The sequence below is a fragment of the Streptomyces sp. BR123 genome (assembly GCF_013401435.1).
Taxonomy (GTDB): Bacteria; Actinomycetota; Actinomycetes; order Streptomycetales; family Streptomycetaceae; genus Streptomyces.
Map to the genome: position 1 here is coordinate 1 of NZ_JACBGN010000105.1, position 22975 is coordinate 22975.

The 22975-nt window shown below is 72.7% G+C and carries 24 protein-coding genes and 1 pseudogene; 15 read left to right on the forward strand and 10 right to left on the reverse strand.

Features of this window, described 5'->3' with window-relative positions:
* The first annotated feature begins 453 nt into the window (after positions 1–453).
* A complete protein-coding gene (gene purN, locus HYE82_RS17945) occupies positions 454–1077 on the forward strand; it encodes a phosphoribosylglycinamide formyltransferase (RefSeq protein WP_179175097.1) in 624 nt (207 codons plus the stop codon).
* Positions 1074–2654, forward strand: coding sequence for a bifunctional phosphoribosylaminoimidazolecarboxamide formyltransferase/IMP cyclohydrolase (gene purH / locus HYE82_RS17950; RefSeq protein WP_179175098.1), 1581 nt, complete (start codon positions 1074–1076; stop codon positions 2652–2654). The genes purN and purH overlap by 4 nt, the downstream gene beginning before the upstream one ends.
* A gap of 99 nt (positions 2655–2753) precedes the next feature.
* On the opposite strand, the gene HYE82_RS17955 is transcribed toward purH, so the two are convergent.
* The gene (locus tag HYE82_RS17955) at positions 2754–3371 is read right to left on the reverse strand and encodes a hypothetical protein (protein WP_179175099.1); all 618 of its coding nucleotides are present in this window, start codon (positions 3369–3371) and stop codon (positions 2754–2756) included.
* A 253-nt stretch (positions 3372–3624) separates the two neighbouring features.
* On the opposite strand from HYE82_RS17955, the gene HYE82_RS17960 reads away from it, so the two are divergent.
* The 3 genes from HYE82_RS17960 (at position 3625) to HYE82_RS17970 (ending at position 6242) form a co-directional block, all read left to right on the forward strand.
* Positions 3625–4488 carry a bifunctional methylenetetrahydrofolate dehydrogenase/methenyltetrahydrofolate cyclohydrolase gene (locus tag HYE82_RS17960; RefSeq protein ID WP_179175100.1) on the forward strand — a complete coding sequence of 288 codons (864 nt, stop codon included), beginning with the start codon at positions 3625–3627 and terminating at the stop codon, positions 4486–4488.
* Positions 4478–4954, forward strand: a complete 477-nt coding sequence (locus HYE82_RS39285; RefSeq protein ID WP_179175101.1) for a DUF3017 domain-containing protein — start codon at positions 4478–4480, stop codon at positions 4952–4954. The genes HYE82_RS17960 and HYE82_RS39285 overlap by 11 nt, the downstream gene beginning before the upstream one ends.
* 298 nt (positions 4955–5252) lie before the next feature.
* Positions 5253–6242: a malate dehydrogenase gene (locus HYE82_RS17970; protein WP_179175102.1), complete on the forward strand. Its 990-nt coding sequence runs from the start codon at positions 5253–5255 to the stop codon at positions 6240–6242.
* 108 nt (positions 6243–6350) lie between these two features.
* Here HYE82_RS17970 and HYE82_RS17975 read toward each other — a convergent pair whose 3' ends face one another.
* Positions 6351–6863: a carboxymuconolactone decarboxylase family protein gene (locus tag HYE82_RS17975; RefSeq protein WP_179175103.1), complete on the reverse strand. Its 513-nt coding sequence runs from the start codon at positions 6861–6863 to the stop codon at positions 6351–6353.
* Between the two features lie 46 nt (positions 6864–6909).
* Between HYE82_RS17975 and HYE82_RS17980 the strand changes: the two genes are divergently transcribed.
* Positions 6910–8310 (forward strand): PLP-dependent aminotransferase family protein, encoded by a 1401-nt coding sequence (locus HYE82_RS17980; protein ID WP_179175104.1) that lies wholly within the window; start codon positions 6910–6912, stop codon positions 8308–8310.
* 168 nt (positions 8311–8478) lie between these two features.
* Here HYE82_RS17980 and HYE82_RS17985 read toward each other — a convergent pair whose 3' ends face one another.
* Entirely contained in the window at positions 8479–9336 is an 858-nt protein-coding gene (locus HYE82_RS17985) for a hypothetical protein (RefSeq protein ID WP_179175120.1), read from the reverse strand.
* A gap of 97 nt (positions 9337–9433) precedes the next feature.
* On the opposite strand from HYE82_RS17985, the gene HYE82_RS17990 reads away from it, so the two are divergent.
* The gene (locus HYE82_RS17990) at positions 9434–9733 is read left to right on the forward strand and encodes a hypothetical protein (protein ID WP_179175105.1); all 300 of its coding nucleotides are present in this window, start codon (positions 9434–9436) and stop codon (positions 9731–9733) included.
* Between the two features lie 5 nt (positions 9734–9738).
* Positions 9739–10929, forward strand: a complete 1191-nt coding sequence (locus tag HYE82_RS17995; protein WP_179175106.1) for a glutathionylspermidine synthase family protein — start codon at positions 9739–9741, stop codon at positions 10927–10929.
* A 9-nt stretch (positions 10930–10938) separates the two neighbouring features.
* Here the strand turns inward: HYE82_RS17995 and HYE82_RS18000 are convergent, their stop codons facing one another.
* Positions 10939–11466, reverse strand: a complete 528-nt coding sequence (locus tag HYE82_RS18000) for a hypothetical protein (protein ID WP_179175107.1) — start codon at positions 11464–11466, stop codon at positions 10939–10941.
* Between the two features lie 352 nt (positions 11467–11818).
* On the reverse strand, positions 11819–13024 hold the full coding sequence (gene rocD, locus HYE82_RS18005; protein WP_179175108.1) for an ornithine--oxo-acid transaminase: 1206 nt from the start codon (positions 13022–13024) through the stop codon (positions 11819–11821).
* A 251-nt stretch (positions 13025–13275) separates the two neighbouring features.
* On the opposite strand from rocD, the gene glyA reads away from it, so the two are divergent.
* From glyA to HYE82_RS18025, 4 genes are all read left to right on the forward strand, one after another.
* Entirely contained in the window at positions 13276–14544 is a 1269-nt protein-coding gene (gene glyA, locus HYE82_RS18010) for a serine hydroxymethyltransferase (RefSeq protein ID WP_179175109.1), read from the forward strand.
* 281 nt (positions 14545–14825) lie between these two features.
* Entirely contained in the window at positions 14826–15839 is a 1014-nt protein-coding gene (gene trpS / locus HYE82_RS18015; protein ID WP_179175110.1) for a tryptophan--tRNA ligase, read from the forward strand.
* Between the two features lie 131 nt (positions 15840–15970).
* The gene (locus HYE82_RS18020; protein ID WP_179175111.1) at positions 15971–16570 is read left to right on the forward strand and encodes a 2'-5' RNA ligase family protein; all 600 of its coding nucleotides are present in this window, start codon (positions 15971–15973) and stop codon (positions 16568–16570) included.
* Between the two features lie 169 nt (positions 16571–16739).
* A complete protein-coding gene (locus HYE82_RS18025; protein ID WP_179175112.1) occupies positions 16740–17663 on the forward strand; it encodes a YihY/virulence factor BrkB family protein in 924 nt (307 codons plus the stop codon).
* A gap of 9 nt (positions 17664–17672) precedes the next feature.
* Here the strand turns inward: HYE82_RS18025 and HYE82_RS18030 are convergent, their stop codons facing one another.
* Positions 17673–18929 (reverse strand): D-alanyl-D-alanine carboxypeptidase, encoded by a 1257-nt coding sequence (locus HYE82_RS18030; RefSeq protein ID WP_309144361.1) that lies wholly within the window; start codon positions 18927–18929, stop codon positions 17673–17675.
* Between the two features lie 121 nt (positions 18930–19050).
* Here HYE82_RS18030 and HYE82_RS18035 point away from each other — a divergent pair, with 121 nt between their 5' ends.
* Entirely contained in the window at positions 19051–19311 is a 261-nt protein-coding gene (locus HYE82_RS18035; protein WP_179175114.1) for an SCO4848 family membrane protein, read from the forward strand.
* On the forward strand, positions 19308–20648 hold the full coding sequence (locus tag HYE82_RS18040) for a metallophosphoesterase (RefSeq protein ID WP_179175115.1): 1341 nt from the start codon (positions 19308–19310) through the stop codon (positions 20646–20648). Before HYE82_RS18035 ends, HYE82_RS18040 begins: the two co-directional genes overlap by 4 nt.
* Positions 20649–20683: 35 nt before the next feature.
* On the opposite strand, the gene HYE82_RS18045 is transcribed toward HYE82_RS18040, so the two are convergent.
* Positions 20684–20854 carry a hypothetical protein gene (locus HYE82_RS18045; RefSeq protein ID WP_179175116.1) on the reverse strand — a complete coding sequence of 57 codons (171 nt, stop codon included), beginning with the start codon at positions 20852–20854 and terminating at the stop codon, positions 20684–20686.
* Positions 20855–20908: 54 nt separating this feature from the next.
* On the opposite strand from HYE82_RS18045, the pseudogene HYE82_RS39290 reads away from it, so the two are divergent.
* Positions 20909–21145, forward strand: a pseudogene (locus tag HYE82_RS39290) (zinc-binding dehydrogenase); the annotation flags it as partial.
* Positions 21146–21251: 106 nt separating this feature from the next.
* On the opposite strand, the gene HYE82_RS18055 reads toward HYE82_RS39290, so the two are convergent.
* Genes HYE82_RS18055 through HYE82_RS18065 form a run of 3 tightly spaced genes read right to left on the reverse strand, consistent with a single transcriptional unit; the run spans position 21252 to position 22876 of the window.
* On the reverse strand, positions 21252–21992 hold the full coding sequence (locus HYE82_RS18055; RefSeq protein ID WP_179175117.1) for a TetR family transcriptional regulator: 741 nt from the start codon (positions 21990–21992) through the stop codon (positions 21252–21254).
* 11 nt (positions 21993–22003) lie between these two features.
* Positions 22004–22465 (reverse strand): thiol-disulfide oxidoreductase DCC family protein, encoded by a 462-nt coding sequence (locus tag HYE82_RS18060; protein ID WP_179175118.1) that lies wholly within the window; start codon positions 22463–22465, stop codon positions 22004–22006.
* Between the two features lie 3 nt (positions 22466–22468).
* A complete protein-coding gene (locus tag HYE82_RS18065; RefSeq protein WP_179175119.1) occupies positions 22469–22876 on the reverse strand; it encodes a hypothetical protein in 408 nt (135 codons plus the stop codon).
* Between the last annotated feature and the right edge of the window lie 99 nt (positions 22877–22975).

The window sequence follows — 22975 nt, forward strand, 5'->3', positions numbered from 1 at the left end:
CGCCCGGCCCGGCCGGGTCCTTGCCGGGGCCGCCGTCGCCGCCGCGACGCGGCTGCCACGGCTGGTCGGGCCGGCCCTCCGGGGGAGCCGCGAAGGGGTTGTCGTCGGTGGAGGAGTCGGGCTGGCGGCGGTCCGGCATCGAGTGCGTTACTTCCCCTGTGTCGTGGACGCCGGCCACGTCCGGCCGGGGCCGGGGCGGCGGTGTCGAAATGCGTCGCGGGTGGTCGTGCGCGGTGTGTCGGGGGGATGCGCGGCCCCCCTCGCACCGCGCCGTTCGCGGCTTGTATCCCAGACGCTACCCCTCGGCCGTGCCCCCGTCCCGTGGGGGCTGTCCCGTGTGCCGGTATCGTTGCGTGCGGTCGGTGGCTTCGTAGGGTCCCCCGTAAAACAGGGCAACGAAGTTTTGTATGACCACACAAGACGAACGACGATCTCCGTGAGAAAGGGCCTCCCATGGCCGCCTCCCGCCTGGTCGTGCTGGTCTCCGGTTCCGGCACCAACCTCCAGGCCCTGCTCGACGCCATCGACGCCCATCCCGGCGGAGCCGAGGGCTTCGGGGCCGAAGTCGTCGCCGTGGGGGCCGACCGCCACGACATCGCCGGCCTCGAGCGGGCCGAGAAGGCCGGGATCCCCACCTTCGTGTGCCCGGTCAAGGACCACCCGAGCCGCGCCGAGTGGGACGCCGCGCTGACCGAGGCGACCGACGCGTACGCGCCGGACCTCGTCGTGTCCGCCGGGTTCATGAAGATTCTGGGCAAGGCGTTCCTCGACCGCTTCGGCGGTCGCATCGTCAACACCCATCCCGCCCTCCTCCCTTCCTTCGCCGGAGCCCACGGCGTCCGGGACGCCCTGGCGTACGGCGTGAAGGTCACCGGCTGCACGGTCCACTTCGTGGATGCAGGCGTGGACACCGGACCGATCATCGCCCAGGGTGTGGTCGAGGTCAGGGACGAGGACGACGAAGCCGCTCTCCATGAGCGCATCAAGGAAGTCGAGCGCCAGCTGCTCGTCGACGTCGTGGGGCGCCTGGCCCGGCACGGCTACCGCATTGAGGGACGAAAGGTAACAATCCAGTGACCGCCGCAGAGAGCAGCACCACCTCGTCGAAGCGACCGATCCGGCGCGCCCTCGTCAGCGTCTACGACAAGACGGGACTGGAAGAGCTGGCCCGCGGCCTGCACGAGGCGGGTGTCTCCCTCGTCTCCACCGGCTCCACCGCCTCCCGGATCGCCGACGCCGGCGTGCCCGTCACCAAGGTCGAGGAGCTGACCGGGTTCCCCGAGTGCCTCGACGGCCGCGTCAAGACCCTGCACCCGCGCGTCCACGCCGGCATCCTCGCCGACCTGCGCCTCGACAGCCACCGCGAGCAGCTCGCCGAGCTGGGCGTCGAGCCGTTCGACCTGGTGGTCGTCAACCTCTACCCGTTCCGGGAGACCGTCGCCTCGGGCGCCACCCCCGACGAGTGCGTCGAGCAGATCGACATCGGCGGCCCGTCCATGGTGCGCGCCGCCGCGAAGAACCACCCGTCCGTCGCCGTCGTCACCAGCCCGGCCCGGTACGCCGACGTCCTCGCGGCCGCCCGGGCCGGCGGCTTCGACCTCGACGCCCGCAAGCGGCTGGCGGCCGAGGCCTTCCAGCACACCGCCGCGTACGACGTCGCCGTCGCCTCCTGGTTCACCGGCTCGTACGCCCCGGAGCCGGAGGCCGTGCTGCCCGAGTTCCTGGCCGGCGCCTGGGACCGCAAGGCCGTCCTGCGCTACGGCGAGAACCCGCACCAGGCCGCGGCCCTCTACTCGGACGGGCAGCCGGGCGGGCTCGCCAACGCCGAGCAGCTGCACGGCAAGGAGATGTCCTTCAACAACTACGTGGACACCGAGGCCGCCCGCCGGGCCGCCTACGATCACGACGAGCCCTGCGTCGCGATCATCAAGCACGCCAACCCGTGCGGCATCGCCGTCGGCGCGGACGTCGCCGAGGCGCACCGCAAGGCCCACGCCTGCGACCCGCTGTCGGCCTTCGGCGGCGTCATCGCCGTCAACCGCCCGGTGACCGTCCAGCTCGCCGAGCAGGTCGCGGAGATCTTCACCGAGGTCATCGCCGCCCCGGCCTACGAGGAGGGCGCGGTCGCGGTCCTGGCCAAGAAGAAGAACATCCGCGTGCTGCGCGTCGACGGCAGCCCGCACCAGCCCGGCGACCTCAAGCCGATCTCGGGCGGCGCCGTGCTCCAGCAGAGCGACGTGTTCCAGGCCGAGGGCGACGACCCGAAGAACTGGACGCTGGCCACCGGCGAGGCCCTCGACCCGCAGGAGCTCGCCGAGCTCGCCTTCGCGTGGAAGGCCTGCCGGGCCGTGAAGTCCAACGCCATCCTGCTCGCCAAGGACGGCGCCTCGGTGGGCGTCGGCATGGGCCAGGTCAACCGCGTGGACTCCGCCAAGCTGGCCGTCGAGCGGGCCGGCGCCGAGCGCGCGCAGGGCTCGTACGCCGCGTCCGACGCCTTCTTCCCGTTCCCGGACGGGCTGGAGATCCTGACCGCGGCGGGCGTCAAGGCCGTGGTCCAGCCGGGTGGTTCGGTCCGCGACGAGCAGGTCGTCGAGGCCGCGAAGGCGGCGGGCGTGACCATGTACTTCACCGGCACCCGCCACTTCTTCCACTGAGCGGCGCCGCACACGGCGAAGGCCGCGCCCCGCACCACTGCGGGACGCGGCCTTCGCCGCTCTTGCCACTTGCCTGCGTACGGGGAATCCCCGCCCGGCTCAGTACCGCGGGCGGTTGAACCAGGCGACCGAGTCCTTGTTGACGGCGGCGACGAGGATCAGCACGCCGACGCCGAGGCCGATGACGCCGCCCACGGCGGAGCCGGGGTTGGCCTCGCTGCCGGCGAGGTTGGCGAAGTTGCCCAGGCTGCTCAGGAGGAACAGCACGGAGTAGACGATCGTCGTGATGCGCACGCCGTTGCCGCCCTTGGCGAACTTCGCGGCGAGCACGATCGCCCACACGGCGAACACGATGGAGACCAGGGCGATGACCGCGATCAGGCCGGCCGCCGTGTCGGCGCTGGAGCTGCTGCCGAGGGAGTCGCTGCTGGAGACGAAGGCGGCGCCCAGGAGGGCGAAGACGCCGACGAGCAGCTGGATGCCCGCGATGATGTAGAGGAACACACGCGCGGTCTTCAGCAGGCCGGGCATCTGCATCGGCATGCCCGGGTAGCCGCCGGGGCCGGCCGGGTAGGCCGGGTAGCCCTGCTGGGGCTGCTGCGGGTAGGCGTAGCCGCCCTGCTGCGGGTAGCCCTGCTGGGGCTGCTGCGGGTAGCCGTAACCGGGCTGGCCCTGCGGCTGCTGCCCGTACGGGTTGTTCGGGTCACCGAAACTCATCTTGGGGTGTTCCTCCGTGGAAGTGCGGGGACGCACGGCACGCACGGAGGTGGTACTGCTGTTGCGGCCCGCCCCCCGGCACTGCCCGCGGCACTCTTTTGCTCATCGTCGGCCGACCGGGCCCGACTTGTCCAGCGGCTATTGCGACCGCACCGTCACTTGTTGTGCAAGTGCAACGATTGGTTCACGCCTGTGACCGTTCGGTGGACCCCTTGAGTGGAACCGGGGCCGCCCCATCCGGGAGGATGGACGCATGACCGCCCAGATTCTCGACGGCAAGGCCACCGCGGCCGCGATCAAGTCCGAACTGACCGCCCGTGTGGCGGCCCTCAAGGCCCGGGGCGTCACCCCCGGACTCGGCACCCTGCTGGTCGGCGACGACCCGGGCAGCCGCTGGTACGTCAACGGAAAGCACAAGGACTGCGCCGAGGTCGGCATCGAGTCCATCCGGCGCGAACTGCCCGCCACGGCCACCCAGGAGGAGATCGAGGCGGTCGTCCGCGAGCTGAACGAGGACCCGGCCTGCACCGGCTACATCGTCCAACTCCCGCTGCCCAAGGGCATCGACACCAACCGGGTGCTGGAGCTGATGGACCCGGAGAAGGACGCCGACGGCCTGCACCCGATGTCGCTGGGCCGGCTGGTCCTGAACGAGCCGGGGCCGCTGCCCTGCACCCCGTACGGCATCGTCGAGCTGCTGCGCCACCACGGCGTGGAGATCAACGGCGCCCACGTCGTGGTCGTCGGCCGCGGCATCACGGTCGGCCGCTCGATCGGCCTGCTGCTGACCCGCAAGTCCGAGAACGCCACCGTGACCCTGTGCCACACCGGTACGCGCGACCTGTCCGGGATCCTGCGCCACGCCGACATCGTCGTCGCGGCGGCCGGCGTTCCGCACCTGGTCAAGCCCGAGGACGTCAAGCCCGGCGCCGCCGTCCTCGACGTGGGCGTCAGCCGCGACGAGAACGGCAAGATCGTCGGCGATGTGCACCCCGGTGTCGCCGAGGTCGCCGCGTGGATCTCCCCGAACCCGGGCGGCGTCGGCCCTATGACCCGCGCCCAGCTCCTCGTCAACGTCGTCGAGGCGGCCGAGCGGACGGCGACCAGTGCGGGCTGAGCACGACGCCGAGCCCGACACCGGGGCCGCCGCGGGCACCGCGGCCGATGCCGACGCCGAGGGGGCGGCGGCGCAGGCGTCGAAGTCGCGCCGCTTCCCGGCCGTCACCCAGGACACGGCCCGCCCCGAGGGTGCGGGCCGGGCAGGACCCGGGGACGCGCTCGCGGCCCGTCAGTGGCCGATGCTCAGCGTGCTCGCAGCGACCGCGATCGGGCTGCTGCTCACCGCGCTGGGCCAGCCGCGGGTCGGCTGCCTGGTCATCGGCGTCGCCCTGCTCGGCGCCGCGGTGCTGCGGCGCGCCCTGCCCGACGTGGGCATGCTCGCCGTGCGCTCCCGGTTCACGGACATGATCACGTACGGGCTGCTGGGCGCGGCGATCACGCTGCTCGCGCTGGTGGTAGCCGCGCCCAAGCCGTGGCTGGACATCCCGTTCCTGGAGGACGCGGTCCGCTTCACCGTCCGCTGAGGCCCCGGCCCCGGCCCCGGCGTCGCCGGGGCCGGGGGGACCGCGCCGGACCCTTCGGATCCACCGGATCCACCCGTCCGGATGACCCGGACGGGCGAATTGCGGGGGCGTGTACGCCCGCTCGCCTTCGAACTCCCGGTCCGTGTGCCACGGACCACACGGACCGGGGGGTTGGGGCCCTTGGGAGTCGGATAGCCTGACGCCGGATGTCTCTTCACGTCAAGATTCACAGGGAAGCGGCGTCCGCCAGCACATGGGGCAGGGACGCCCCACCCACAGCTGTCTAACGGAGAAGGCCATGACCCGCACTCCTGTGAATGTCACCGTCACCGGCGCCGCCGGCCAGATCGGCTACGCGCTGCTCTTCCGCATCGCCTCCGGTCACCTGCTCGGCGCGGACGTGCCGGTCAAGCTCCGCCTGCTGGAGATCCCCCAGGGCCTGAAGGCCGCCGAGGGCACGGCCATGGAGCTCGACGACTGCGCCTTCCCGCTGCTGAAGGGCATCGACATCTTCGACGACCCGAACAAGGGCTTCGAGGGTGCGAACGTCGCCCTGCTCGTCGGCGCCCGCCCCCGCACCGCGGGCATGGAGCGCGGTGACCTGCTCTCCGCCAACGGCGGCATCTTCAAGCCGCAGGGCAAGGCCATCAACGACCACGCCGCGGACGACATCAAGGTCCTCGTCGTGGGCAACCCGGCCAACACCAACGCCCTGATCGCCCAGTCGGCCGCCCCGGACGTACCGGCGGAGCGCTTCACCGCGATGACCCGTCTGGACCACAACCGCGCGATCTCGCAGCTGGCCGCCAAGACCGGTGCCGCCGTCTCCGACATCAAGCGCCTGACGATCTGGGGCAACCACTCCGCCACCCAGTACCCGGACATCTTCCACGCGGAGATCGCCGGCAAGAACGCCGCCGAGGTCGTGGGCGACGAGGCGTGGCTGGCCGACACCTTCATCCCGACCGTCGCCAAGCGCGGCGCCGCGATCATCGAGGCCCGTGGCGCGTCCTCGGCCGCCTCCGCCGCCAACGCCGCCATCGACCACATCCACACCTGGGTCAACGGCACCGCCGAGGGCGACTGGACCTCCATGGGCATCCCGTCGGACGGTTCCTACGGCGTCCCGGAGGGTCTCATCTCCTCCTTCCCGGTCGTCTGCAAGGACGGCAAGTACGAGATCGTCCAGGGCCTGGACATCAACGAGTTCTCCCGTGCGCGCATCGACGCGTCCGTGCAGGAGCTCTCCGAGGAGCGCGACGCGGTCCGCGAGCTCGGCCTCATCTGAACACGGGCCTGATCACGGCACAGGCCCCGGCGCACAGCGTGCACCGGGGCCTGTGCCGTTCCCGTTCCCCGTTCCCCGTTCTTCGTCCGCCGCCCGTTGCGGGTTGCCTCAGGCGTGCTTGCCCGGCGTGTAGTGGCCGGGGACCATGCGGGTGGTGACGGCGAAGCGGTTCCACACGTTGATCGTCGCGATCACGGCGATCAGCTGGGCGAGCTCCTTCTCCTCGAAGTGCTTCGCGGCCTTCCCGTACACCTCGTCGGGCACGAAACCGTCCGTCAGGACGGTCACCGCCTCGGTCAGTTCGATCGCGGCGATCTCCTTCTCGGTGTAGAAGTGCCGCGACTCCTCCCAGGCGCTGAGCTGGACGATCCGCTGCACGCTCTCGCCCCCGGCGAGCGCGTCCTTGGTGTGCATGTCGAGGCAGAACGCGCAGTGGTTGAGCTGCGAGGCGCGGATCTTGACCAGTTCCAGCAGGACCGGGTCCATCCCCTTGCGCGTGGCCATCTCCAGGTTGAGGACGGCCCGGTAGATGTCCGGCACCTGCTGGGCCAGGTTCATGCGGGGGGCGTGCTCGTGGGCGTGGGCGGTACCGGCTTCGTCCGTGCGTTCGTGAGTGGTCATGGCCTCACCCTACGGAGCAGGCGGCCCGCCGATATGGTCCATGTTCATGACGGAATCGTGGGCCACTTTCGGCGCCGACCTGCATCTCGACCTCTCCGCCGGACGTGGCCTGCGGGCCGGTCTCAGCGAGGCGTTGCGCGAGGCCGCACGCAGCGGCCGGCTCGCGCCCGGGACCCGGCTGCCGTCCTCGCGGTCGCTCGCCGCCGACCTCGGCATCGCGCGCAACACGGTCGCGGAGGCGTACGCCGAGCTCGTCGCCGAGGGCTGGCTGACGGCCCGCCAGGGCTCGGGCACCCGGGTCGCGGAGCGCGCCCGGCCCCGCCGGTCCGCGACCGCCGCCGCCCGGGTCCGGCCCCCGGCGCGGCGGGGACCCGCGTACAGCCTGCTGGCCGGCACCCCGGACCTGGGCGGGTTCCCGCGCGCGGCCTGGCTGTCGGCGGCCCGGCGGGCGCTGACGGACGCCCCGAACGAGGCCTTCGGCTACGGGCTCGACCCGCGCGGCCGGGCCGAGCTGCGCGAGGCGCTGGCCGGCTACCTGGCGCGGGCCCGCGGCGTGTACGCGGACCCGGACCGGATCGTGCTGTGCTCCGGCTTCGTGCACGCGCTGGCGCTGCTGGCGCCGGTGCTGCGGGCGCGCCGGGTGCGAGAGGTGGCGGTGGAGGGGTACAGCCTGGACGTGCACCGCGACCTGCTGACCCGGGCGGGGCTGCGGACGGCTCCGCTGACGGTGGACGGGGCGGGGGCGTGCACCCCTGAGCTGTCCTCGGGCGAGGCGGGTGCGGTGCTGCTCACGCCGGCCCACCAGTTCCCGACGGGGGTGGCGCTGACCGCGTCCCGGCGGGCGGCGGCGGTCAACTGGGCCCGCACCACGGGCGGGCTGATCCTGGAGGACGACTACGACGGGGAGTTCCGCTACGACCGCCAGCAGGTCGGCGCCCTGCAGGGGCTGGACCCCGACCGGGTGGTGTACCTCGGCACGGCGAGCAAGTCCCTGGCGCCGGGGCTGCGGATGGGCTGGATGGTGGTGCCGCCGGGGTTGCTGGAGGAGGTACTCGCGGCGAAGGGGCGGTTCGACTGGGCGTCGAGCGCCCTGGACCAGCTGACCCTGGCGGAGTTCATCCGGTCGGGGGCGTACGACCGCCACGTGCGCGGCATGCGGCTGCGGTACCGGCGCCGCCGGGACGAGCTGCTGGCGGCGGTGGCGGGGCGGGTCGCCGTGTCCGGCATCGCGGCGGGCCTGCACGCGGTGCTGGACCTCCCGGCGGGGACGCAGGACGCGGTGCTGCGGGCGGCTGCCTGGCACGACCTGGCCCTGGAGACCCTGTCGCGCTACGCCCACCCGGACGCGCCGGTGCCGCCGCGGGAGGCCCTGGTCGTCGGCTACGGCACCCCGCCGACGAGCGCCTGGTCCGCATCCCTGGCAGCCCTGGTGGCCACCCTGTCCTGAGGGCCCGCCCGCGGTGACCCGTTCCGGCGGCCCGCCTCTGCGGCCCGTCGTGGGGCCCTCTCTGCGGCCCCTGCCGGCGGTCCTCCCCGGCGGCCCGTCCCGGCGGGGCCTGCCGGCCGTACTGCACCGACCGATCGACCGACCGACCGACCGAGCCCGGCGGCACCGCTAGGGGACCGTCCCCGCGGCCGGGTCCCGGCCCGGGGCCGGGGTGCTCGGGAGTTCGCCGAAGCGGGCCAGGGCCAAGGCGCCGGCCACGGCCACGACGAAGCCGAGGACCGCCGGCCCGGCCAGGCCCTCGCGGGTGCGGTCCCCGAGCCAGACGACCCCGACCACTGCCGGGCCGACCGTCTCGCCGAGCACCATGCCCGCCGTGGCCGCCGTGACCGAGCCGCGCTGCAGTGCCGAGGTCAGCAGCAGGAAGGCCGCACCTCCGCCGAGCAGCAGCGCGTACAGGGCGGGGTTGCGCAGTTCGGAGAGGGAGAAACCGTCGATGAGGCGGACGGCGACCTCCACCACCCCGAACCCGGTCCCGGCCGCGAGCCCCAGCACCAGTGCCCGAGGCCGGTCCGGCAGGCCGCCGCACAGCGCGCCGACGGCCAGCACCCCGCCCGCGGTCAGCAGCAGGCCCAGCCCCAGGGCGAACGACTCCTGCCCGGTCCCCTCCGGGCCCGCCGACAGTCCCAGCATCGCGAGTCCCGCGCACACGACCCCGACCGCGGACCATTCGGCCGCGCTCAGCCGCATCCGCAGCATCCGCGCCGCCACCACGGCCGTCACCGCGAGGCTCGCGGCCAGGGCGGCGCCCACCGCGTAGATCGGGATGTGCCGCAGCGCGACGATCTGGAGCACGAACCCGGCGGCGTCCAGTCCCAGACCGGCCAGATACCGCCACTGGCGCACGGCGCGCAGCAGCAGGGCGGTGTCCACTCCGGACCCGGACCCGGGCTCGACCGCCCGCGTGCCGACGGCCTGCAGGACCGATGCCGTGCCGAAGCAGACCGCCGCCCCGAGCGCGCAAACCATACCGATCAGCACGAATCGACTCTAGATCATGCAGTCTCGGTGACGGTTTCGACGGCCGGATTCCATCCCTTCGATGCCCCGTTCTAGTCTGTCGCCCATGGACAGCAGCAGTAGCAGCACCACCCGACGCATGCGTTCCGGCGGCGTCGCCCTCGGCGGCATGGGCCTGCTCGCCGCAGCCCTCGTCGCCTGCGGCAGCAGCAGCGAGCCCGACAAGCGCTGCGCCGACCGCGTGACCCTGGAGAAGCTCAACACCAAGGAGTGCCGGAGCGGCGGCCGCGGGTCGTACTACTACGGCGGCTCGGTCACCAACAACAAGGTGCACGGCGGGAGCTTCAACAAGTCGGCCGTCAAGACCGGCGGCATCGGCGGCGGCTCCAGCTCCAGCGGGGGCTGAGCCCGGTGGAGCGCCACACCATCGAGCCGCGGCCGGACTGGCAGAAGACCGTCGAGGAGCAGGGGCTCATCTACCCCCTCACCCGCTACCCCGACGACTCCCTGCGCCCGTACTGGGACGAGAGCGCGTACTACTCCTTCTCGCTGCCCGAGGTCGAGGCACTGGAGAACGTCGTCGAGGAGCTGCACGCCATGTGCCTGGCCGCGGCCGCGCACATCGTCGAGCAGGACCGCTTCGCCGACCTCGGCATCACCGACGCCCGGCTCGCCGCGCTCATCGCCGAGTCCTGGCGGCGCCGCGCCGAGCAGCCCTCCCTGTACGGCCGCTTCGACCTGCGCTACGACGGCTCCGGCAGCCCCGCCAAGATGCTGGAGTACAACGCCGACACCCCCACCTCCCTGGTGGAGGCGGCCAGTCCGCAGTGGTTCTGGATGGAGGAGCGCTTCCCCGGCGCCGACCAGTGGAACTCCCTGCACGAGCGGCTCGTCGACGCCTGGCGCCGGCAGGCGGAGCTGCTGCCGCCCGGTCCGGTCCACTTCGCGCACTCGGAGGCCGACGAGCTCGGCGAGGACCTGATGACGGTGGCCTACCTGCAGGAGACCGCCGAACAGGCGGGCCTGGCCACCGAGGCGCTGTCCGTCGAGCAGATCGGCTGGGACACCCTCTCGGGCCGGTTCGTCGACCAGCACCTGCGGTTCATCCGCGGCTGCTTCAAGCTCTACCCGTGGGAGTGGCTGGCCACCGACGAGTTCGGCCCGTACGTCCTGGACACCTACGACCAGGGCGGCGGCTCCGGCACCACCTGCTGGATCGAGCCGCTGTGGAAGATGCTGCTGTCCAACAAGGCGCTGCTGGCGATCCTGTGGGAGCTCTTCCCGGAGCACCCCAACCTGCTGCCCGCCTACCTCGACGGCCCCCGCGAGTTGGCGGAGACCACCGGGTTCGCCGCGAAGCCGCTGCTGGGCCGCGAGGGCGCCGGCGTCAGCCTGCACACCCCCGGCGGCGACCCGTTCACCCCAGCCGAGGGCGAGCGGTACGTCTACCAGGGGCTGGCCCCGCTGCCCGACTTCGACGGCAACCGGGTCGTGCTCGGCGCGTGGGTCGTCGAGGAGGAGGCCGCGGGCCTCGGCATCCGCGAGTCGGCGGGGCCGGTCACGGACGAGTACGCCCGCTTCCTGCCCCACGTCATCCTGTAGGCCCGGCGGCTACTGGCCCTGGCAGGCCTTGCTGTTCAGGGCGGCCTGGGCGCCGGCGTTGTAGCCCTTCTCGAAGTTCGGGTCGACCTGGGCGAAGCCCTGCGCCAGGGGCTTCTTCGCGCAGCCGGCCCTGGTTTCGGCCATGCCCTTCTGGAAGCCCGCCGAGTACTGCGCCTGTGCGTCCTGCTGTTCGGCCTGTTTGACCGTGCCGCAGTTGACCATCGTTCCGCCTTCCTCCCCCGCCTTCACCCGGCCGACGGGGATGAAGCCGCTGGTGGTCATATCGCCGTTGTCGTCGGCCAGGGCGGTGGAGGCGAACTGGTTCTGGGGGGTGCCGCCCGTGACGGTCACCGACACCCCGGGCGTGGCGCCTGTGACGCTGACGTCGTACTTGCCGGCGGTGGCGCTCTTCTTCACGCTGCAGACGAGGGAGGGCGCCGCCGCCTCGGCGGAACCCGTGAGGAGCGCCGCCGGCCCGAGCGCCAGCGACGACACGACCAGGGGCGCCAGTGCGGCCAGCCGAATCCGTCGGTTCATCGTTCGTCCTTTCGTCGTCGTGCTGGCACGGCCGAGCGAGGTCCGCGGAGCGGAACGCCAAGGGCGCAACGGGTGGACGCCACACAGCGGTACGGGGGGCGGCGCGTGCCGGGCTGTCCGGGAATCCGGGCCGCCGGGCCGCCGGGCCCGAACGGTGGCCGGTCCTGGCCCCGCATCCGGTGCCCCCGCCTCGGCGGGCGGGCACGGGCACGTGTGACGAGGCCCTTCCATCGTCCGGCGGATTACCCCGGGTGTCCACCGCGGGGCGCGGCGCGCCGAAACGGGCTGCGGGCGGGCCCTGGTCGGGGCCCGCAGAGCCCGCCCGCGGCGGCCGCGCCCGCAAGGCCCGCCGTCAGCCGGCGAGTACGGACCGCAGTTGGTCCAGACCCCAGTCCAGGTCCTCCTTGCTGATCACCAGCGGCGGGGCGATGCGGATCGTGGCGCCGTGGGTGTCCTTGACCAGGACGCCCCGCTCCATCAGCCGCTCCGAGACCTCCCGGCCCGTTCCGTGGCCGGGCTCGATGTCCACGCCGGCCCACAGCCCGCGGCCGCGTACGGCGGTCACCGCGCCCCCGCCGACCAGCAGGTTCAGCTCCCGGTGCAGGTGGTCGCCGAGTTCGGCGGCCCGCTGCTGGTACTCGCCCGTCCGCAGCATCGCGACGACCTCCAGGGCGACCGCGCAGGCCAGCGGGTTCCCGCCGAAGGTGGAGCCGTGCTCGCCGGGCTTGAAGACGCCGAGCACGTCCCGGTCGGCGACGACGGCCGAGACCGGCACCACGCCGCCGCCCAGCGCCTTGCCGAGGATGTAGACGTCCGGCACGACGTCCTCGTGCTCGCAGGCGAAGGTCCGGCCCGTGCGGCCCAGCCCCGACTGGATCTCGTCCGCCATGAACAGGACGTTCCGCTCGCGCGTGAGCTCCCGTACGCCCTGCAGGTAGCCGGGCGGCGGCACCAGCACCCCCGCCTCGCCCTGGATCGGCTCCAGGAGCACGGCCACCGTGTTCGAGGTGACGGCGTGGGCGAGGGCGGTGAGGTCCCCGTACGGGACGATCTCGAACCCCGGGGTGTACGGCCCGAAGTGGTCGCGGGCCTCGTGGTCGGTGGAGAAGCTCACGATGGTCGTCGTCCGGCCGTGGAAGTTGTCGGCCGCCACCACGATCTTGGCGTGGCCGTCCGGCACGCCCTTGACCTCGTACCCCCACTTGCGGGCGGTCTTCACCGCCGTCTCCACGGCCTCCGCGCCCGTGTTCATCGGCAGCACCATCTCCTTGCCGCACAGCTCGGTGAGCGCGGTGCAGAAGTCGGCGAACCGGTCGTGGTGGAAGGCCCGCGAGGTCAGCGTGACCCGCTCCAGCTGGGCCCGCGCCGCGTCGATCAGACGGCGGTTGCCGTGGCCGAAGTTGAGCGCCGAGTAGCCCGCGAGCATGTCGAGGTAGCGGCGGCCCTCGACATCGGTCATCCACGCGCCCTCCGCGGTCGCCACGACGACGGGCAGCGGGTGGTAGTTGTGCGCGCTGTGCGCCTCGGCGGTGGCGATGGCATCAGCAGTGGTCGACACGGGGTCTCCGATCGTCGTCGGCGGGCCGGTTGGGGTGACAGGGTGGTGCCACCTTGTATACGGCTATACGTCGCTCGTATGCCGGACGCGGAAACCTTTCCCGCGGCGTGCCCGCTAAGGTTGGCGGTACGCACGGCAACTGGCGCACGGAGAACGAACTCCGGGGGAGTCGCGCGCGCACGACCGCACACAGGGCCGCTCGCCTGGGCCTCGCGGGGACGAGAACCGACATCGACCCCGGAGGAGCCGCCGTGACCGCGCCCCGCCATGCCGCCCTGACCGCGACCGATCCCGAGCTGGCGTCCTTCGTCGCCGCGGAGGAACAGCTCCAGGCGGAGACGCTCCGTCTGATCCCCAGCGAGAACTACGTGTCGGCCGCGGTGCTCGAAGCCTCCGGCACCGTCCTGCAGAACAAGTACAGCGAGGGCTATCCGGGCCGCCGCTACTACGAGGGCCAGCAGAACATCGACCGGATCGAGGCCCTGGCCGTCGAGCGGGCGAAGGGCCTGTTCGGCGTGGACCACGCCAACGTCCAGCCGTACTCGGGCTCCCCCGCGAACCTGGCCGTGTACCTGGCCTTCGCGCAGCCCGGCGACACGGTGATGGGCACGGCCCTGCCGATGGGCGGCCACCTGACGCACGGCTGGGGGGTCTCGGCGACGGGCACCTGGTTCCGCGGCGTGCAGTACGGGGTCGCCGCGGACACCGGGCTGATCGACTACGACGCCGTGCGCGACCTCGCGCTCGCCGAACGCCCGAAGATCATCTTCTGTGGCGGCACCGCACTGCCCCGCACGATCGACTTCGAGGCCTTCGCCTCGATCGCCAAGGAGGCGGGCTCGGTCCTCGTCGCCGACATCGCCCACATCGCCGGCCTGATCGCGGGCGGCGCCCACCCCTCCCCGGCCGGGTACGCCGACGTCATCTCCACCACCACCCACAAGACCCTGCGCGGGCCGCGCGGCGCGATGCTGATGTGCCGCGAGGAGCACGCCAAGGCCATCGACAAGGCCGTCTTCCCCGGCCTCCAGGGCGGCCCGCACAACCAGACGACGGCGGGCATCGCGGTGGCCCTGCACGAGGCGGCGCAGCCGTCGTTCACGGCGTACGCGCACGCGGTCGTGGCCAACGCGAAGGCGCTGGCCGAGGCGCTGCTGGAGCGCGGCTTCGACCTGGTGTCGGGCGGCACGGACAACCACCTGATCCTGATCGACCTGACCCGCAAGGGGGTCCCCGGCAAGACCGCGGCGAAGGCGCTGGACCGGGCGGGCATCGTCGTGAACTACAACACGGTGCCGTTCGACCCGCGCAAGCCGTTCGACCCGTCCGGGATCCGGATCGGCACGCCCTCGCTGACGTCGCGGGGGCTGACCGCGGCGCACATGCCGGTGGTCGCCGACTGGATCGCGCGGGCCGTGGATGCGGCGGCCCGGGGTGACGAGCCGGCCCTGGCCGCGGTCCGGGCCGAGGTCGCCGACCTCATGGCTGCGCACCCGGCCCCGGGGCTCCCGCTGTCCTGACCCTGCGGACCGGCTTCCGGGGCCATGGCCCCGGAAGCCGGTCCGCAGCGCCCGGAACGCCGGCGGGGCCGGTCCTGGCGGGCCTCGATCGTCGGCGGGGCAGGAAGCGGTCGCTGGGCCGGGGCGGGAACCGGCCGGTGCGCTACTGCCCGGTATGTGGACGGAGCCGGGCCGGGCGGGGTCGCGGGGGGTGTGACCCGTGTCGCACCCCCGCGCGGACCGGAGCGGCTTCCGGCCGGCAAACGGCCCGAGTCGGCCCGCACACCTGAGAGAATGAAGCCATGGCTTCTGATCGTCCTCGCGCGCTCTCCGGCATCCAGCCCACCTCCGGTTCGTTCCACCTCGGGAACTACCTCGGAGCGATCCGCCAGTACGTCGCCCTCCAGGAGACGCACGACGCGTTCTACATGGTCGTCGACCTGCACGCGATCACCATGCCGCAGGACCCGAAGGACCTCCGCGCGAACACCCGGCTCTCCGCCGCGCAGCTGCTCGCCGCCGGCCTCGACCCGGAGCGCTGCACCCTCTTCGTCCAGAGCCACGTCCCCGAGCACGCGCAGCTCGCCTGGGTCATGAACTGCATCACCGGCTTCGGCGAGGCCAGCCGGATGACCCAGTTCAAGGACAAGTCCGCCAAGGGCGGTGTCAACGCCGCCAGCGTCGGCCTGTTCACGTACCCGATCCTCCAGGTCGCGGACATCCTCCTCTACCAGGCGAACGCCGTCCCGGTCGGCGAGGACCAGCGCCAGCACATCGAGCTGACCCGCGACCTCGCCGAGCGCTTCAACCAGCGCTTCGGGCAGACGTTCACCCTGCCCGCCGCGCACATCGTCAAGGAGGTCGCGAAGATCTACGACCTCCAGGACCCGACGATCAAGATGTCGAAGTCCGCGTCGTCCCCCAAGGGCCTGATCAACCTCCTCGACGAGCCCAAGGCCACCGAGAAGAAGATCAAGAGCGCGGTCACCGACACCGAGGCCGAGATCCGCTTCGACACCGAGAAGAAGCCCGGCATCAGCAACCTGCTCACGATCTACTCCACCCTCACGGGCGAGACCGTCCCGGCCCTGGAGGCCCGGTACGAGGGCAAGGGCTACGGCGCGCTGAAGACCGACCTCGCTGCGGTGATGGTCGATTTCGTCACACCGTTCAAGCAGCGGACGCAGGAATTCCTGGACGACCCCGAGACGTTGGACGCGATCCTGGCCAAGGGCGCGGAGAAGGCCCGCGCGGTCGCCGCCGAGACCCTGGCACAGGCGTACGACCGCCTCGGCTTCCTGCCCGCAAAGCACTGATCCGGCCCCTGCCGCGAGTCCGGCGGAGCAGCGGCGGACGAAAGGCCCCTGGTATTCCGGGGGCTCTCGGCCGCACACTGGGTCGGCACGGCACGCACACATCCGGCACACAGATGACCAAGGAGAGATACGTGGGGACCGTAACGCTCGGCGTTTCGATCGCGGTCCCGGAGCCGCACGGCACCCAGCTCCAGGAGCTGCGCGCCGGCTTCGGGGACGCCGCCGCGCACGGCATCCCCACGCACGTCACCCTGGTCCCGCCCACCGAGGTGGAAAGGGACCGGCTGCCGGGGATCCGGGCCCACCTCGCCGAGGTCGCGGCCGCCTTCGGGCCGTTCGCGATGCGGCTGGAGGGCACGGGCACGTTCCGCCCGCTCTCCCCGGTCGTCTTCGTGAAGGTCACCGAGGGCGGCGCGGGCTGCACCCGGCTGCAGGGCCTGGTCCGCGACCCCGCCGGGCCGCTCGACCGGGAACTCGCGTTCCCGTACCACCCGCACGTCACCGTCGCCCACGGGATCTCCGACGAGGCGATGGACCTGGCCTTCGCCGAGCTCGCGGACTACGCGGCCGACTGGATGTGCACCGGCTTCGCCCTCTACGAGCAGGGCTCGGACGGGGTGTGGCGCAAGCTGCGCGAATACCCTTTCGGCAGCGGCGCGGCGGGCACCGTCCCGGCGCAGGCCGGCGCCCCGGCCGATGAGACCGCGGACCCCTCCGTACAGCAGCCCTGACGCGGCTCCTGCCGCAGCGGCCGCAGGACCCGGCGGGCCCGGAATCCGATCGCGCGCAGGACCAGCTGGTGGAACGGGCGAAGAGCGTGGCGGAAAGTCACAATCGACGACCGTAGTCCCCGAAAACCTCAATCCCGGCGATTTCCGTCGCCTCCTTTACGGTGAGCCCATGGACTGGCTGAAGAACCTGCCGGTGGTCGGGCCCGCCGCCACCCGCCTGATGCGGACCCACGCCTGGCGCTCGTACGAACGCCTGGACCGCACCCACTGGACCAGGCTCGCCGCCGCGATCACGTTCATCAGCTTCATCGCGCTCTTCCCGCTGCTCACCGTGGCCGTCGCCGTCGGCGCCGCCCTGCTCAGCCCGGAGCAGCTGGACCGGCTCCAGAAAACCCTCACCGAACAGGTCCCCGGCATCTCCGACCAGCTCGACATCGCCGGCCTCGTCGACAACGCGGCCACCATCGGGCTCGTCGCCGGCGCCGTGCTGCTGCTCACCGGCATCGGCTGGATCGGCAGCATGCGGGAGTGCCTTCGGGCCGTGTGGGACAAGGACGACGAGGAGGAGGGGAACGTCTTCGTCCGCAAGGGCAAGGACACCCTCGTCCTGCTCGGCCTGGGCGCCGTCGGCCTCGCCTCGGCCGCCGCCTCGATCATCGGCGCCAGCGCGGTCGGCCGGTTCGGCGGCTGGCTGGGCATCCCCCAGCAGGGCGCGGGCGGCGTGGTCCTGCGCACCGCGGCCTTCCTGGTCGGCGTCGTCGCCGCCTTCCTGCTGCTGCTGTACCTGCTGACCCTGCTGCCCGGGGTGGAGCCGCCGCGCCGCAGCCTCGTCCAGGCCGCGCTCCTCGGGGCGGTCGGCTTCGAACTGCTGAAACTGCTGATCGGCGGCTATATGCGCGGCGTCGCCACGAAGAGCATGTACGGGGCCTTCGGCGTACCGATCGCCCTGCTGCTCTGGATCAACTTCACGGCGAAGCTGCTGTTGTTCTGCGCGGCCTGGACGGCGACCCGTCCCCGCCCCGAGGAGCAGGGCGAGGAAGGCCCGGACGCAGGCACGGCCGAGGGCGCGGAGTCGGCCGGAAAACGACCCTGACGGACCGGCTCAGGGCGCGTCCGTTTCGGCCCCCTCCTCGCGGCGCCCGCGCGGCCCCGGCGGCCAGCGGCGGTTGACGCCGTACGCCCCGGCCGTGACGAGGGCCAGCGCACCGGCCGCGACCCCGAGCGCGGTGCCGAGCCCGCCGCCGGACCCGGCGCCGTCCGCCGACGGGTCCCGCTCGTGCGACTGGGCGGGGGAGCCGTGCGGGGAGGTGTCGGCGCTCTTGGGCGGCACCAGCTCCCCGACCGGCTTGACCTTCCCGGCCGCCGCGAAGCCCCAGTCGAGGAGCCCCGCGGTCTCCTCGTAGACGGAATTGGCCCCGCCGGCCGTGTTCATCACCGTGACCAGCAGCTTCTTGTCGCCGCGCTGGGCGAGGCCGGTGAAGGTGGCCCCGGCCATCGTGGTGTTGCCGTTCTTCACGCCCGCGATGCCCTTGTAGGGGGCGAGGCCGCCGGCGCCGGTCATCAGCCGGTTGGTGTTCTGGATCTCGAAGAAGTCGCGCGGCTTGCCCGCCTCCTGCTCGCCGGGGAACCTGGCGCTGGCCGTGCTGCAGTACTCGCGGAAGTCCGCCTTCTGCAGGCCGGAGCGGGCGATCAGGGTGAGGTCGTACGCGCTCGACACCTGCCCGGGGGCGTCGTACCCGTCGGGGGAGACGACGTGGGTGTCGAGGGCCTGGAGTTCCTCGGCGTGCGCCTGCATGTCCCGCACGGTCTTATCGATACCGCCGTTCATGGCGGACAGCACGTGCACGGCGTCGTTCCCGGACCGCAGGAACACCCCGAGCCACAGGTCGTGCACGGAGTAGTCCAGCTCCTCCTTGACCCCTACCAGGCTGGAGCCGGACCCGACACCGGACAGCTCCCGCTCGGTGACCTTGTGGATCCGGTCCTTGGGGAACCGGGGCAGCAGCGTGTCGGCGAAGAGCATCTTCATCGTCGAGGCCGGGGGCAGCCGCCAGTGCGCGTTGTTCGCCGCCAGGACCTCGCCGGTCTCGGCGTCGGCCACGATCCACGACCGCCCCGTGAGGTTGGTCGGCAGGGCGGGCGCCCCGGGCAGCGGATTGACCTGCACCCCCGGCTTGCCGAGCAGGGCCCCGCCGACGGTCGACATCGACACGGGCGGCGCGGGCGCGCCCGGGGCCTGTTGCGGCTGCCCCTTTCCGTCGTCCGGGGGAGCGGGCGCGGCGTGCGCGGGCACCGTGAGGAGGGCGGGGACCAGCAGTGCGGCGGAAAGGACCGCCAGCGCGGTGTTCTTGGCAGACACGCAGGTGAACGTACATGTACATCGGCACGCCACTGCCCGGGACCGGCCAAGTCGGCCCCACCACCGCCGGGACAGCCCACCCCGGCGCGTCCGTCCTGGGGACCGAACCGATACTGGGGGCATGAAACTCAGCCGCTCCGCTTCCTGGTTCCTGCTCGCGTTCGGCGTGTGGAGCTGGTTCATCTGGGTGTCTTTCGTCCGGAACCTCTGGAAGGACAGCAGCGGTCTGGCGTTCGACGCGGCGGGCGAGCCGACCGGGTATTTCTGGGTACACCTTCTCCTGGCAGTGGCGTCCTTTCTCCTGGGGACGGCCGTTGGTGTGATCGGGCTGCGCGGGGTGCTGGCGCTGCGGCGCGAGGCGCGGCGGGGGCCGGGGCAGTGACCGTCGTCCTCTTCGCCGTCGTCGCGCTGCTCGTCCTCGGCCTGTTGGCGCTGGTCCACCGCTGGCTGTGGGTCCGCCTGGTCCGCGACACCACCCGTCCCGGGGGCCCCGCCCGCCGGGTGGGCACCGTCCTCGCCGTCGTGCTGCCGCTGCTGTCGCTGGCCGCCCTGACCGCGGGCCGCGCCGGGGCCCCCTTCCGGCTCGAACAGGCGGTGGCCTGGCCGGGCTACCTGTGGCTGGCCGTCCTGCTGTACCTGAGCATGGCCATGCTGGTCGCGGAGCCGGTACGGGCCCTCCTGCTGCGCCGCCGCCCGGCGCGCGGGCCGCAGGCGCGGTCGGAGCCCGAACCGGCGCGCGCCCCGCAGCCGCAGGCCTGCGCGCCCGTGGGAGCCGCGGCGCAGGCCGCGTCCGGGCCGGTGCCCGAGGCGGAGCGCGAGCGGGAGCCGGAGGAACGGAAAGCCGCGGAGACTTCGGAGGTGTCGGACGAGCCGGAGGAGCCGGAGGGTGCCGGGATCGGCCGACGGCTGTTCGTCGCCCGCGCCGTCGCCGGTGTCGCGGTCGCGGCCGCCGCGGGGACCGTCGGGTACGGGACGTACGGGGTGATGCGCGGGCCGCGCGTGAAGCGGGTGCAGGTCCCCCTCGCCAAACTGCCCCGCGCTGCCCACGGCTTCCGGATCGCCGTCGTCAGCGACGTCCACGTCGGCCCCGTCCTGGGGCGCGCGCACGCCGCCCGCATCGTCGAGACCGTCAACCGCACCCAGCCCGACCTGATCGCCATCGTCGGCGACCTCGTCGACGGGGACGTGGCCGACCTCGGCCCCGCCGCCGAGCCGCTGGCCGGGCTCCGGGCGCGGCACGGCACGTACTTTGTCACCGGGAACCACGAGTACTTCTCCGGGGCGCAGCAGTGGATCGACCACGTCCGCGAACTCGGCCTGAACCCGCTGGAGAACGCCCGCCGCGCCCTGCCGCACTTCGACCTCGCCGGGGTCAACGACGTACAGGGCGAGCGGGAGGGCAGCGGACCGGACTTCCGGGCGGCCCTCGGGGACCGCGACCGGTCCCGCGCCGCGGTGCTCCTCGCCCACCAGCCGGTGGTCATCCACGACGCCGTCCGCCACGGCGTCGACCTCCAGTTGTCCGGCCACACGCACGGCGGCCAGATGTGGCCGGGCGAGTACCTCGCGGACCTGGCCAACCCGACCGTCGCCGGCCTCGAACGCTACGGGGACACCCAGCTGTACGTTTCCCGCGGTGCGGGCGCCTGGGGCCCGCCGGTCCGGGTCGGGGCGCCGTCGGACATCACCGTCGTCGAACTCGCCTCGTACCAGGCCTGAAGCGAAGGGGCGGCGGGACGGCGCGGGCGGCCCGCTCAGCCCGCCAGGCGCCGTTCGAGGCCGTCCAGGACCAGGTCCAGCCCGTAGTCGAACTCGGCCGCGTGGTCGTACCCGGGCCGCATGACGTGCTCCCGGGCGAACTCGACCAGGTGCGGGTACTCCTCGGCCGGGAAGTGCGCGAGGAAGTCGCCGACGGCCTCGCCCACCTCCTGCGGTTCGAACGGCAGGGCGGCCTCCGTCAGGGGAACCCGTAGACGTAGCTGTCCAGCAGCGAGAACGCGTGCGCCGCCAGCGGGAACGGGAAGCCGCCCGCCGCAGGGTGGCGATCACCGCGTCGTGGACGCCGGCCGGCGCTGTTCGTGGCGAAGACCCGGCGGGCCGACCTCGAAGCGCTGAGCGCGCTCGTGGAGGCGGGCCGGGTGACCCCGGTCGTGGGCGCCGGGTACGCGCTGGCCGACGTACCGGAGGCGGTACGCCGCCTGGCGGCGGGTCAGGCCCGAGCCAAGACCGCCATCACGGTCCGCCCGGCGGGAGCGGGGCTGGGGACCGCGCGGCCGGCCCCCACCGGCCCCCGGTGTCGCGACCGGACGTCCCGCGGAGCGCTCAGGGCTTCGGCTCGGGGCCCGGGTCGGGGTCCGAGGCGCGCTTCCTCTTCGACACGGCCGTCTGCGCCATGCCCGGCAGGAAGTCCGCGAACAGCTCGTGCAGTTCCCGCACCAGCGGCCGCAGGACCCGGAAGCGGGCCAGGACGATGCCGCGCGTCGTGAGCTGCGCGCCGCGCTCGGCGAGCCGCCGGGTCTTGGCGCTGTCGGGGGACCGGTCGAAGACCCAGTACAGGACGAGCCCCATGTGCGAGAGCCACATCAGCTCGGGCAGTACGTCGGCCAGTTCCTCCGGGACCTTGGTCTTCGCGCCGGCGAGGACCTCGCGGTGCATGTCGATCGCGGCCTTGCGGGCCGGCTCGGACTCGGGGGAGAAGGGGCTGAGCGGGCTTTCGGGGTCCGCGGCGTTCTTGAAGAACTGCGAGGCGAACTCGTGGTAGGGCGCCGCGATGTCGAGCCAGCTGATGAGCACGCCCGCGAGCCGCTTCTGGAGGTCGGTCTCGTTGTCCAGGATGGGCCGGACCGCCGCCTGGTGGGCCGCGCCGATGCGGTCGTAGAACCCCTGGACCAGGTGTTCCTTCGACTCGAAGTAGTAGTAGGCGTTGCCGACCGAGACTCCGGCCTCCTTGGCGACGGCCCGCATGGTCGTCTTGTCGAAGCCGCGCTCCTGGAAGAGGCGGAGCGCGGTTTCGAGGATGAGCGTGCGGGTCTGCTCGCTCTTGGGAGCCTTCTGATCAGTCACGGTGTCCGAGCCTATCGGGGTGCGGGGCAGTGCTCGTCACAGGCAGGCGGCTCCGCCGACGGCCCGGCCCCGGCCCCGGCACCGGTCTCCGCGCCGGGTTCGGTCCGGACCGCCTGTCGCCAGGCGGAGGCGGTGTACATGGCGGCCCGGGCGAAGGGCCGGCCCGCCGGGGTGGCGAGCCAGTTCGCCTTCGGCCGGTGCTCGGCCAGCGCCCACAGGCAGACGATGAAGGCGTCGGTTCCGGTCCACACCTGGCCCGAGTCCCCGATCACGGTGATTTCGCGGAGCGTCGAGGCGTGGTCGAACCGGGGGAACCGCCGCTGCGCCTCCTGGGACCCGGCCGGCACGAGCCGGAGGGGGACCAGCCACCGCTGCCCGAGCAGCCAGTGCCGGATGTGGACGCACAGCGGGCAGTCCGCGTCGTACAGGACGGTCAGGTGCCGGGTGGCGGCGGTGTGCGCGGCCGGTGCCATCGGTCAGATCCCGGCAGCCGGAGCGGTCCAGCCCTGCGGGGCGACCGGCGGCGTCTGCTGGCGCTCCATGATCCCGCGGCGGCGCATCTTGTTCAGCACCCACACGTTGCCGAGGTGCATGACACCGAGGACGAGCAGGACGACGCCGAGCTTGACCGAGAGCGCCTCGAAGAGGGCGCGGGCGGTGTCGATGGTGTCGGCCGACCGCAGGTAGAGGGTCACGAAGCCGATGTTGACGAGGTAGAAGCCGACCACGAGGAGGTGGTTCACGGCATCCGCGAGCTTCTCGTTCCCGTGCAGGACGTCGGCGATGAAGATCCGGCCGTTGCGGCTGAGCGTCCGGGCGACCCAGACGGTGAGGCCGATGCTGATGATCAGGTAGATGACGTACGCGACGACGGTGAGGTCCAATGCCCTCGCCCCCCTTGAACGTGTTCAACTCGTTGGCAGGACTGACTGTAGACCTCTTTTTGAACAGGTTCAAGCGCAGTGGGGGCGTGGGGCGCGGGG